Source organism: Paenibacillus lycopersici, assembly GCF_010119935.1.
GTDB classification, from domain to species: Bacteria; Bacillota; Bacilli; order Paenibacillales; family Paenibacillaceae; genus Paenibacillus_Z; species Paenibacillus_Z lycopersici.
Map to the genome: position 1 here is coordinate 3,167,020 of NZ_CP048209.1, position 11,708 is coordinate 3,178,727.

At 59.0% G+C, this 11,708-nt stretch carries 10 protein-coding genes; 8 read left to right on the forward strand and 2 right to left on the reverse strand.

Annotated elements, in window-relative coordinates:
• Nucleotides 1-67 precede the first annotated feature (67 nt).
• Complete coding sequence (locus tag GXP70_RS14070) at nt 68-1,183, reverse strand: dienelactone hydrolase family protein (protein WP_162357398.1); 1,116 nt, start codon at nt 1,181-1,183, stop codon at nt 68-70.
• A gap of 176 nt (nt 1,184-1,359) precedes the next feature.
• The gene (locus GXP70_RS14075; protein ID WP_162357399.1) at nt 1,360-2,085 is read right to left on the reverse strand and encodes a sulfite exporter TauE/SafE family protein; all 726 of its coding nucleotides are present in this window, start codon (nt 2,083-2,085) and stop codon (nt 1,360-1,362) included.
• 410 nt (nt 2,086-2,495) lie between these two features.
• Here GXP70_RS14075 and GXP70_RS14080 point away from each other — a divergent pair, with 410 nt between their 5' ends.
• From GXP70_RS14080 to GXP70_RS14115, 8 genes are all read left to right on the forward strand, one after another.
• Entirely contained in the window at nt 2,496-4,304 is a 1,809-nt protein-coding gene (locus tag GXP70_RS14080) for an ATP-binding cassette domain-containing protein (protein ID WP_225442800.1), read from the forward strand.
• 20 nt (nt 4,305-4,324) lie between these two features.
• Nucleotides 4,325-6,169, forward strand: coding sequence for an ABC transporter ATP-binding protein (locus GXP70_RS14085; protein ID WP_162357400.1), 1,845 nt, complete (start codon nt 4,325-4,327; stop codon nt 6,167-6,169).
• 134 nt (nt 6,170-6,303) lie between these two features.
• Entirely contained in the window at nt 6,304-7,164 is an 861-nt protein-coding gene (locus GXP70_RS14090; protein ID WP_162357401.1) for a hypothetical protein, read from the forward strand.
• Complete coding sequence (locus GXP70_RS14095) at nt 7,161-7,736, forward strand: hypothetical protein (protein WP_162357402.1); 576 nt, start codon at nt 7,161-7,163, stop codon at nt 7,734-7,736. The genes GXP70_RS14090 and GXP70_RS14095 overlap by 4 nt, the downstream gene beginning before the upstream one ends.
• Nucleotides 7,737-7,847: 111 nt before the next feature.
• Nucleotides 7,848-8,561, forward strand: a complete 714-nt coding sequence (locus GXP70_RS14100) for an FHA domain-containing protein (protein ID WP_162357403.1) — start codon at nt 7,848-7,850, stop codon at nt 8,559-8,561.
• Nucleotides 8,558-9,850 (forward strand): UDP-N-acetylglucosamine 1-carboxyvinyltransferase, encoded by a 1,293-nt coding sequence (murA, locus tag GXP70_RS14105; protein ID WP_162357404.1) that lies wholly within the window; start codon nt 8,558-8,560, stop codon nt 9,848-9,850. Before GXP70_RS14100 ends, murA begins: the two co-directional genes overlap by 4 nt.
• Nucleotides 9,851-9,874: 24 nt before the next feature.
• Nucleotides 9,875-10,369: an NUDIX hydrolase gene (locus tag GXP70_RS14110; RefSeq protein WP_162357405.1), complete on the forward strand. Its 495-nt coding sequence runs from the start codon at nt 9,875-9,877 to the stop codon at nt 10,367-10,369.
• A gap of 704 nt (nt 10,370-11,073) precedes the next feature.
• On the forward strand, nt 11,074-11,595 hold the full coding sequence (locus GXP70_RS14115; protein ID WP_162357406.1) for a DnaJ family domain-containing protein: 522 nt from the start codon (nt 11,074-11,076) through the stop codon (nt 11,593-11,595).
• The last annotated feature ends 113 nt before the right edge of the window (nt 11,596-11,708 follow it).

An 11,708-nucleotide genomic window follows, 5' to 3' on the forward strand; every position in this document is an offset into this window, starting at 1 on the left:
CGGATTAATTTCATTCGTTCCGCCGGTCAATGGCAGAGCGCGCCGCGTAATCACGGCCTAACACGGATTAATGACGCTTGAAGGCATGCCTGTCCGCGAAATCCATGAAGCGGTCCCAGTCGTATTCCTTCAAATCATGCTCGCCGGTCCGGACATGATAGCCCGTTCGTTCGCTCGCAAGCGGTTCTTCGGGATTCGGGAAGCCGATCCCCGCAAGCGCTTCGCAGCCGAACAGCCGGTACGCGTCAGCGGCATGGAGGAGCGAGAGAAATTCCGAGCGAGGATCGGCCCATTCGTCCTTCGATGCGCTTGCGACATATAACGGGCGCGGAGCGATCAGCGCGAGCAGCATGTGCTGGTCGACGGGAAGATGCTCTTCGCGGTCGTTGTACGTCTTGTAATTCCCGTTGAACCAATGCGGGAACTGATCGTTAATGTTTCGGATCGTTTCGCCCTGCTTGCCCCGGGCGATCGCGGCTCCCGTACAGCCGGAATCGTTGCTGACGACGAACGCGAAGCGTTCGTCCAGGGCGCCTGCCCACAGCGCGGCCTTGCCGCCGCGCGAGTGTCCGACGACCGCGACGCGCGAGGCGTCGATGTCGGGATCCGTCTCCAGATAGTCCATCGCGCGGCTTCCGGCCCATGCCCAAGCCGCGATCGTTCCCCAGGCATTCGCGGGGCGCTCGCCGTCCAAGCGGTCAAAGATGCCGTGCACGCCGTTCCGGAAGCCGTCATGGAAGTCCGGGTCCGCGTCCTCGACGTCCAGGACGGCCGCTGCATAGCCGCGCGCGATCATTCGCTCCGCGGGCCAGAAGGGGGCGATGGCATCCCGCTCCGGGTCCATCACTTGGGATCCCCGGTTATTCAGCAGCAGGAAAGCCGGACACGGCTTCGAGCAGGTGCTCGGTAGGAACAGCAGCATCCGGATACTGCCCGCTCCGCCCGGTCCTTCGAAGCGAATGTCGACTTGCTTGCGGACCGCGCTGCCGCCCATCATGGCAGGCGTAACCTTCGTGTCGAATTCCATGATTTCCGGCCGGCCGGCGGATTCCCATCCGTAGACATGTTCGCGGAACAAGTCCAGTATTTCCTGGCGCCGCGTCTGCCGCCATTGGCCGGCGGTCTTGATTCGTTCGCCGCTCAATGCCAGCAGCATGTCCGGCAGCTTGCGTTCGTCCATCATATACATTCCCTCCAGCAATCGGATTAACGGTCAGAAGCAAGAATAAGCGAGCGGTAATGCGGCGTCAAGCGAGATCCGAAGATGAGTAATGAAGTGACAATAGGGGCCGGAATCCGATAACGAAGGTTAAACGGCCGATGCCTGTGCGGGTTGGGAGGGCTGCGCCTTACCGTTAATCAACGTACCGCCGTCCACAGCAAGGAAACGCCCGAGATTAGCAGCAGGATGTCGAGCACGAATCGAAACGAAATCATGCTCATTCGCTGTACGAGCCGCTTCGCCAGGAACGTCCCGGCCATGAGCGAAGCGCCTACGATCGCGCCCTGCGCCAGGATGGCGGGCGAGAGCGCGCCTAATTCCCGGAACATCACCGCCTTGCTGATATAGAGCGCCAGCGAGCTTGCCGCTTCCGTCGACAGAAAGGCGCCCTTGGTTAAGCCGTACGAGGTAAACGCCGGCACGCTGAGCGGTCCGGTGGAGAGGACGAGGCCGGTCAGAAAACCGATCGCGGCTCCTGCGGCGGACAGCTGCCACCAGCGAATGCGCAGCTGCCTGGCATTCATCCAGCGCCGTGCCGGAATCATGACGAGGAAGAACAAACCGAGCGCCGCATCGACGGCGGATGCCGGCAGGGCCAACAGCGTTCTGGCGCCGATCGCCGCGGCCGGTACGCCCGTGACCGAGTAGGCGGCCCACGCTTTCCAGTCAATCTCGTTACGCCACGCGAAAGCTCTGGAGACATTCGCCATGATCGCTGCCAGCGCCATGATCGGTACGGCTTGCTTGGGGCCGTAAGTGATGACGAGCACGGGAAGCAGCATGATGGAGGACCCCGTGCCGATCACGCCGCTTATCGCGCCGGCCAGCAGCCCGACGAATAGAACGAATAAGTAAGCTTCCACTTGCAGCACTCCTTCCGATCGGGGACAGACAGTTTCTATCCTAGCACAGAACGGCCGGTCTGAAAGCAGGCAGTTCTGATTCAATATCCCTGCTCGGTATCCTTGCTCGGTATGCCAGCTTGGCGCTCGCACGGCTCTACGACCATGCTTCGAATAACCTGCGCATAACAAAAAAGACACCTTTTCAGGTGTCAGTTGGCTGTTTATGAGTGATTTTAAGCAGAGGGGGGCTAATTTCAGCTCCCTATATTCGTATTATAAATCGCGGTTCATTATAAGTCTATACTTTTTTTGGAAAAACCCCTATCGTTAGATCATTCTCTTCCAAGATGGGGTGAACCGATATTTTCAAGTATATCCTCTGTATCAACGCCGCGGCGAAGATGCTGTACCGCCTGGAGAAACGTCCCGTGCTCGTGCTCTTGCTTTGCAGCCTGGCCTTGATTCCATTAATGCCGATCGAGCTGTGGCTGGTGAAATCGCTGGTCGACCGCATTCGGCAGTGGCATTCCCCCGACTCGATAACGCCGATCCTTCTGGAAGCAGCATGGCTCGGCGCGCTCATGGTGCTCAACAATATCGTGCTCGGCGTGCCCATTCCGATGGCGATGACCCGCCTGATGGAAATCGGCGCGCATGAGGAGCAGCGGCTGCTGATGCGCCGTCATGCAAGTCTCCCGCTCGCGGTCATCGAGACGCCGGCAGCCCAAGACCTCTACGACCGCGCCGCCAAAATTTCGTTCTACGACATTTATAACACGGGGACGCAATTATTGCAGTCCTGTCTCCAAGCGGCAGTCTTAATCGCGATGATGCTGTTCTTCGGCCAATGGCTGCCGGTCTTCTTGCTCGTCGCAGCGGGGCTCTTGCTTGTCCGCGTATCCGGCAAATCGGCCGAAAGCATCGAGCAGACGGACCGCAGCCAGACGAGCGGCCGCAGGCTGCTCGGCCATTACGCCGCGTTGATGACCGGGAGGGAGTCGGCGAAAGAACTGCGGCTGTTCGGCTTGCAGCCGCTGCTTGCGGCCCGCTGGACGCAGTTGCACAAGCAGCAGGCCCGACAATCGCTGCAAGCCGCCCGCGGCTCCGAGCTCCGCAAGCTGGGGCCGGAGCTGCTCATGGCGCTGCTCGGCGGAATACTGATCGCGATGCTCGTGCTGCTTCCGAATGCATCGCATCTCTCGGCGGGGGATTTCACGCTGTTGTTCATGGCCTTCACGATGCTCCTGTCGCAGCTGCCGGGATGGATCGCGCAGGGAATGAACATGCGTACGCAATTCATGAGGTGGGAGGAATACAACGCGTATATGAGGCTGGATGGCGTACAGAAGGCTTCGTCCGAACCTTTTATGCATCATGAAACTCCAGATTTTCCCGAAACGCCCGAAGCCCCCGAAACGCCCGCAACTCCAAGGGCCTCCGAAGCTCCCGGATCGCCCGAAGCAATCGAAGCTCCGGCGATCGATGCAGCCGACCGGCACATACACGGCCTTGACTTGCGTGTGCATCAAGTGAGCTTCGCTTACCCGGGATCGGAGAAACAAGCGGTACAAGACGTCTCGTTCGTCATCCCCAGCGGCTGCCGCGCGGCATTGGTTGGACACAACGGCTCCGGCAAGTCGACGCTGGTGAAGCTGTTGACCGGCTTGTATGCGCCCGATGCAGGAGAGATCCTCTGGCGGCAAGCAGACGGTGCGAGCTTGAATCATGGCGAACGGAACCGGTTGATGTCGGCCGTATTCCAGGATTTCACCAAGCTGGCGATCACGCTCCGGGAGAACGTGGCAATCGGCGCGCTGCCGGAATTGAACAACGACGGCAAGCTGGCTGCGGCGCTGCAAGCCGTCGGCGCCGGTTATCGCGATCTCGATGCGCAGCTCGGTGCGGCTTTTGGCGGGATAGAGCCGTCGGGCGGGGAGTGGCAGCGAATCGTAACCGCCCGCGCGCTGCTTCGCGACGCGAAGTTCGTCTTCTTCGACGAACCGACTGCGGCTCTGGACCCGGCGGCGGAGAGGCAGGCGTTCGATCTGTTCCTGCACGTCACCAAGGGACGGTCGGCGCTCCTCGTGACCCATCGATTGGGGGCCGCGAGACTGGCGGATCGCATACTGGTCATGAAGGACGGCAGGCTGGTGGAAGAAGGCACGCACGAGGAGCTGATGCAGCGGCAAGGCGAGTACAGCCGCATGTTTGCGCTTCAAGCATCCTGGTATCAATAATTCGCTGACAGAGGTGGAAAATGAACCAAAACGCTTTGGGCACGGCATTTCGCGGCTCATTCCGGCTGTTATACCGCATCTATCGCTATATCCCCGTACTATCTCTTATCTGGCTCGGCGTTCCGCTATTATTGGGCGCGCTCGTCGTCACCGGCTATTCGGCGCAGCAGCGGCTGATCGATCTGTTCATGAGCAGTCACGCCGCTTCGGCATGGGCGGACAGGATCGCCAATGCCTGGCCGTTCCTCATTATTTTCACCGGCACCGCCGTTGCCCGCTGCTTGCTGAACGCGCTTCAGCGCGTGCTCGATACCGCGCTTCGCGATCAAGTCTCGCGCTATATACAAGCCGAAGTTCACGACAAGGCGGCTGCGGCGCCTCTCGAGCTGTTGGATCAACCGGAATATTACGACCGGCTGCATCGGGCGGAGAGCGTGGCGGGAACGGATGTATTCGGCGTCTTGAGCAATCTGATCAGCGTGGTCCGCTTCCTATTCGAACTGTTCGGCTGCTTGACCGTTACCGCGCTGTGCAGCCCGCTTCTAACCGTCATGCTCGCCGTTGTATTCGCGGCGTCGTTCGCGATACGTCTCGAATCGGATCTGGTCAAACGCCGATTGAACCGCGATTTAACGCGGCCCGGCAGGGAAGCCGATTATCTAAGCGGCATCATGAGAAAGCCGGAAACCGTAAGGGATATGCGAATCTCCGGGTCGATGTCCTACTTGATCGCAAAATGGGGCGCCGTCATGCAGCGCTCGCTCGGGCTTCGAATGAACGCGAACCGGCGGGAAATTCGCAGAGGCATCTTCGTGAGCTCGATCCAGATCGCCGGCTTATGCGCCGCCATGGCGTGGATGGTGCTCCGGATGAGAGCGGGCGGACTGTCCGCGGGCGCATTCGTCGTCGTCTTCCAGGCGATGCGGCAGGCATACGGCATATCCGGAAGGATGGTCTTCCCGGTCGGGAAAGTGTACATCCAAAGCGCCAAAATCATCGACCTGGTTCAATTCATCGCGGAAATCCCGGCAGCGGGACGCGATACAAGACCGATCGAGCAGCTGCCGATGAAGAAGCCCGGGCCGTACGGTCAGATCGCCTTCGCTAAGGCGGCTTATCGATATCCCGGGCATGATCGGGCGGTGCTCCAGGACATCGACCTGACCTTGAAGCCGGGAGAGACGGTGGCGCTCGTAGGCGAGAACGGAGCAGGGAAGTCCACGCTCGTCAAGCTGCTTCTTGGGCTGTACGCGCCGACGTCGGGCCGAATCACATGGGACGGCATCGACCTGCAGGACATGGACCCGCGATCGCTTCGCCGGGAGATGTCGGCCGTATTTCAAGATTTCGTCCGCTACGAGACGACCTTGCGCGATAATGTCGGCTTCGGCTTGCCGGAGGAGGCCGCTTCCGACGACAGATTGCGAGCGGCCTTGCGGGCTTGCCGCGCGGAATCGCTTGAACGGCAGGCGGAAGGGCTCGATAGGCGCGTCGGCAGGCTTACGGAAGGCGGCCGCGAACTGAGCGGCGGCCAATGGCAGCGGCTCGCGATTAGCCGCGCGGCCTTGCGCGATGCGCAGCTGCTCGTGCTCGACGAGCCCACTTCCGCGCTCGATCCGCAGTACGAAACTGAGCTGTACCGGACGTTCCGGCAGCTGGCGGCCGGACGAACCGTGCTGTTCGTGTCGCACCGGCTGGGCTGGGCAAGGCATGCGGACCGAATCGTCGTCTTGCGCCAAGGGCGAATCGTCGAAGAAGGCGCTCACGATACGCTGATGGCGGCCAACGGCGAATATGCATCGATGTTTCGCGCGCAGGCGGCATGGTACCAGGCTGAAGCCGCCGAGCGAATCCAGTACATGTAGGCGATAGCGCATGACGGGCGTGAAAAGGAACGGAACAAGGAAGAGCGAATATTCGTATTCGCGCAACATTTCGCCCTATTGGAAGTATTATCCTGTATGGTCTGCGAACGGCATTTGCAGGAGGGGGAGTACCCATGATGATAAAATCCTACGTGATCTATGGTCTTGCCGCGACGCTAATTGTAGCGAGCTGGCTAGGCAATATCGGCTATAACCGGTACTATCGGCTGCCGGAGGGGCGGTTTCTGCAGCATCATATCGAAGCGATGGACTCGCTCGGCATTGCTTTCGATCTATACTATGTCGCCAACAAGGGAGACAAGCGGACGATTCAATCCATTCAGGCAGCGGGCTTGCCGGCCTTGGCCGTCTACCCCGTTCAAGTGCGTCAGGAATTAAACCGGCAAACGATCTACGCGATTACCTGCTATTACCAAAGCGCAGCCGAACGGACAACGGCGCAGCCGCCGCTTCGCCTTCATGCCGTTACCGTTACGTTCAATGACGGATTAACGAAAGAGATGGAGGTCGGCGATATTATCGTCTATCGGGATCGGAACCCGTCCTTGGATTCACCGGTTGAATTTTCTTCCGGAGGGAGCTCGTCGGATCATAGCGGGTATAACTCAATGCGCATGACCCGGCCTGCTGCATTAACCGCGACTTCTTCAGCCTGGCTGGGCCTGCTCGGGAAGGACTTTCAATTCGACGTGAAACGGATCATCAACATTACGGACGCCAGCGGCATCCACGAAACGGAAGCGGCCTATCCGATGAAGCTGGCCGAAGGCGACAGCGTCATAACGAACTACCGGTTCGATTTTGCAGGCAGCGATCCGCTTGCGACCCATGTATTCCGCTTGCTGCTGGCGCATACGTTCGAGGAGGACGGCGGACGTCGGCTGAACGATCCGATCTATGCGAGTTACGAGCCTGTCTTCACGGAATCGCAAATGAAGTATTTTGTCCGAGCACAGCGGGAGGAGCGGAAATGACAAAGCCGGCATATTCCCTCATCGCTTGGGGCATCGCGCTCAGTCTGATCGACATCCATATCGGATATTTCAGATTTGCCTTCATCGGCTACCTGCTGCTGATGCGGGGAGCCTATCGATTGGGGAAAACCAATCGTTATTACCGCATCGCGTTGGCGGGTTCGCTGCTGCAGGAGATTCTGGCCTGCGCCGCCGCGATGACGGGACTGCGCATGGATTTGCCCTTGCTGAGCAACGAAGTCGTGACAGTGCCTGAGCTGCTTCGCATATCTGCATCGATCGTTGCCTTGCTGGTTACGATGTTCGGTCTTTGCTCCGGCATTCAGGCCGAAGCCGAGGCGAACGGAGCGCAGCCGCTCGTCCAATCCGCCCGTTCGACATGGATAGCGCTGCTCGCGATCAATGGCGCAAGCCTGTTCCTTCTGCCCTTCCTGATGAACGTCCTAAAGTCGGATGCGATCTGGTTCATGCTGCTTCTTGGGGCGGCCGGGTTCCTGGCGAGCGCACGGGTTCTCTTCCTGGTCCGCCAAGCGAGGCGATCGATACAGGCCGCCGATGTGACCAAACTGTGAGTAGGGTGTCAGTGCGAAGAGGTTTTAATCGGATTCGGTTTGGGTTACCATCATACATGGAGGCATTGGCCGATCCCGGCGGCGCCTTCCATTATGCTTGGAGGGACGAATATGGATAACTTTGCATGCTTGTATGTCATTCGCGGCGAGCCCTACCAGCCGGGCACTTGCATCAATCTGAACCTGAACGGCACGCTGATCGGCCGGCAATCCGTTCAATTACAGCCGGATTTGGCATTCTCGAACCCCTTTATCTCCAGGCAGCATTTCATCATCCGAAGAGAGCAGGACAAGGCGGTGCTCTATGATCTCGGGAGCCGTCACGGCACGGAGATTAACGGCATACGGCTAACGCCGCATACGCCTTATCCGCTGAACACGTTCGACATCATCAAGCTCGCCAAAGGGATGACGGTTCTCCATTTCTCCTATATGTTTGCGGAGCAGACGCTTGAGCTCGAACCGTTCAGCATCGCCAGGCAGCTGGAAAACCCGGATCAGCTCACGGTGAATTGGGAGAAGAGGGAATGCGTCGTGGAAGGCAAGCGGATCCCGATGTCGGAGAAAGAATATTTGCTGATTCGCGTGCTTCACGAGCATGAGAACCGGCTGGTGCCGCTTGAGGAAATCAAATCCCGCGTGTGGCCGGAACGGTCTCCGGGAGCGGGAGGCGTACCGGATGTGACGCTCGACGAATTGAACACCCTCATCTACCGGGTGCGCAAAAAATTCGGCAAGGACAGCTTTATGATCAGCGCGGTGCGCGGCAGCGGATACATGCTCGAAACGGAATCAAACTCAACGAAAGCAGGCGTACCGACATGAAGGTCATCCAAGCGGAGTATTCCGGGCAACTGAACGGAACCGTACATATACCGGGAGCGAAGAACAGCTCCCTTGCCGTGCTCGCCGCCGCGTGCCTGGCGGACGATCAAGTCACGCTGGAAGGCATCCCGTGCATTGACGATGTCCGCCTCGTAACGGAAATCTGCCGCGATATCGGCATGGAGGCGAGACAAACCGGCGGACAAGTCGTCCTCGACCCGCGATGGATACATAGCGCGGCCATCGACCCCGGCAAGGCTTCGGGCTATCGGGCGTCGTATTACTTCGCCGGCGCGCTGTTGTCCAAATTCGGCAGCGTCACCATCGGCTTCCCGGGCGGGGACGATTTCGTGTCAAGGCCGTTCGATCAACATATCAAGGTATTCGAAGCGCTCGGAGCGAAGGTGCGGTTGTATCCGGAGTATTACAGCGTTCAGGCTGCCGAGCTGAAGGGCGCGGATATTTATTTCGACACCGTCACCTCGGGCGCGACGATGAACGCCATGCTGGCGGCCGTAAGGGCCAAAGGGCGCACGCAGCTGCATAACGCCGCAGTGGATCCCGAGGTCGTCGATACGGCGGCCTTCCTGAACAGGCTGGGAGCGCGGAGATACGGAGCGGGCACGAATACGATCCGCATCGAAGGCGTCGCCTATCTCAACGGGGGAACGCACACGATTATTCCGGACCGGCTGATCGCCGGAGCTTTCCTGATGGCCGCCGGACTGAACGGCGGGCAAGTTACGGTGATGGATGTCATCCCCGAGCATCTAACCGCCTGCCTTTCCAAGCTGGAGGAGATCGGGCTGCAGCTGCACCGCGGCGAGAATCGCATTACGGCTTACGGCACGGGCAAGCTGAAGGCCACACGGATTCGCGCAGGCATGTATCCGAGCTTCGCCACCGATTTGCAGCAGCCGATGACCGCGCTTCTGCTGCAAGCCAAGGGCAGAAGCATCGTCGCCGACCGCGTCTATCCGAAGCGGTTCGCTCATGTCCCGCAGCTTCGCCGGCTCGGCGCGGAGATCGAGCAGCGGCAAGAAGTCGCCCATATCCGCGGCGGACGTCCGCTCCGCGGCGGCTGGGTGCATGCGACGGATGTGCGCGCCGGCACCTGCTTGCTGCTGGCCGGATTAGCTGCCGAGGGCAGCACCTGCATAACAGGCGTCGATCATATCGAACGCGGTTACGAGGACATCATCGGCAGCTTCCGCTCCATCGGAGCCAAGCTCTCCTTGAGGGAGCTGGATGAGGGCGAGCTGTCCGACCGGATTCACATGCACAGGTAATTCAGCGCAAAGGGAGGCGATGAAGTGGCTGTACGATTTCCGACGCATATCGTGTCCGCAGGCGGAATCGTGGAAGACGGACAAGGCAATATCCTAATCGTCAGGACGCATAACGACGGCTGGGTATGCCCGGGCGGACAGGTGGAAACGGGCGAGAATCCGATGGACGCCGTGGTTCGGGAAATCAAAGAGGAAAGCGGCATCGACGCCGAGGTTTGCAGCCTTATCGGCGTCTACTCGAATACGGGGACGTTCCTTTGGCATGACGGCGTGACCGTCGTGCCGACGCAAGTGATTTTCGAATTCGTCTGCAGCCCCGTCGGCGGGGAGCTGGCCGTCTCGGAGGAAACGTCCGACAGCCGTTGGGTGGCGAAGGAGCGCGTCCTTGATTTCATTACGCATCCGGCGATTCGGGCCCGGTACCAGGCGTATTTGGATGATAACGGCACGGTGAATTACATGGACTATGTCACGCATCCGGAGTTCGTCATCAAGCATCGGACCTCGCTTACGAAGTAGACGGAACGCAGAAGACGGTTCGCATAACGGAACGACGCAGCCAAGCCACATATATCGCGGCTTCAGGCTGGCTGTCGGGAAAGTTCGCCGCCGCCTAGCCGCATGTTTGGAAAGGAAAGGAAAGGATCCACCTCCAGGACTCGCGGACAGAGGTTCCGCTATTTTGGCGAAATCGGGCTTTTAGAGGGAGCGCACGGATACAGGATCCGTTAATGTCCCCGAATGACATCGAAAACAGGCTAATCAGCCGATATAGCGGATCTCCTGTCCGCGAGCACGCGGAAAAACGTAATATAGAAGCGGATAACGGATCTCCTGTCCGCTTCCTTGCATCGGCGCACGCACCGCGAACCAGCCGTCATGAAGCCGGCTGGTTCGACACGGTCACGGCAGTCCCCGCCATGCCGGCCAAGCGCCGACAGGAATTGTTCTTGCTCCGAGGCGTTCAGGGCGCGGTTTGCCGCGAGCCTGCTCGAAGCAACGTGTCGTTCTCTACAATCTGAAGCCGCAGACATTGCGGCTTTTTCGTTTATTCGTTATGAATTCATGGAATCTTCAAAGGTTGCCCGTTCCCGCCATGGATGTTTCGATATACTGAAAGTAATGACAGTTTTATACAGTTACAAATGCAGTTACAGATACGGTTGCCTCAAGACCAGACATGCAGCTCGATGGATCGATTAATCGGAACAGGCGGTGAGGATATGTTCTGGAGCTCGAAGAAACAGAAAAGCAACAAGACGAAACGGACGGATGCAAGCGAAACGCCCCAAGGCGCAGCGACAAATGACAGCGCTGACATGGAAGCGGGAACCGAGCTCGAACGCTGCGATTCGCAAGAGGGCGCGAGACAATACTGGAATGCCGGGATGTCGGTTGACGATTGGGTCAGCGAGATGTTCAAGGAAGAATGGAAGCGAGGCGCGTTCGACGATCTGGCAGGCAAAGGCAAACCAATCGAAGTGCCGTCGGGCGATGTCACGAACAGCATGCTCAAACAAGCGAATTTCCTGCCGAGCTGGCTGACGCTGCAGCATGAAATCAGAGACAAGCTCCGGCAATGGATCCTGCGGCTCGACAACGACGGCGGCACTGCGATGGATCGGGAGCTGGCCGAGATCAACGCGATGATTGGCAAGTACAATGGCACGGTTCCTCATCATGCCTTGCAGAAGTTAACGATTACGAAAGAAAACGCGAAACGGCAGCTCGGACAGTGGGAGTAGCACGTCTTGATATAGAACATGGATAATAGAAGTGACAGATAACGGCGGCCGGCATGAGGGCTGCCGTTTTTTGCGCTGGCGGCCCGCAAGATCAGCGGCAGGAATGATACAAA

What these genes read in the sequence shown, in the direction of transcription:
- GXP70_RS14085 (WP_162357400.1), top strand. Translation starts at nt 4,325, where the DNA reads ATGAACCAAAACGCTTTGGGCACGGCATTTCGCGGCTCATTCCGGCTG.
- GXP70_RS14090 (WP_162357401.1), top strand. Translation starts at nt 6,304, where the DNA reads ATGATGATAAAATCCTACGTGATCTATGGTCTTGCCGCGACGCTAATT.
- murA (WP_162357404.1), top strand. Translation starts at nt 8,558, where the DNA reads ATGAAGGTCATCCAAGCGGAGTATTCCGGGCAACTGAACGGAACCGTA.
- GXP70_RS14115 (WP_162357406.1), top strand. Translation starts at nt 11,074, where the DNA reads ATGTTCTGGAGCTCGAAGAAACAGAAAAGCAACAAGACGAAACGGACG.
- GXP70_RS14070 (WP_162357398.1), bottom strand. Translation starts at nt 1,183, where the DNA reads ATGATGGACGAACGCAAGCTGCCGGACATGCTGCTGGCATTGAGCGGC.
- GXP70_RS14100 (WP_162357403.1), top strand. Translation starts at nt 7,848, where the DNA reads ATGGATAACTTTGCATGCTTGTATGTCATTCGCGGCGAGCCCTACCAG.
- GXP70_RS14095 (WP_162357402.1), top strand. Translation starts at nt 7,161, where the DNA reads ATGACAAAGCCGGCATATTCCCTCATCGCTTGGGGCATCGCGCTCAGT.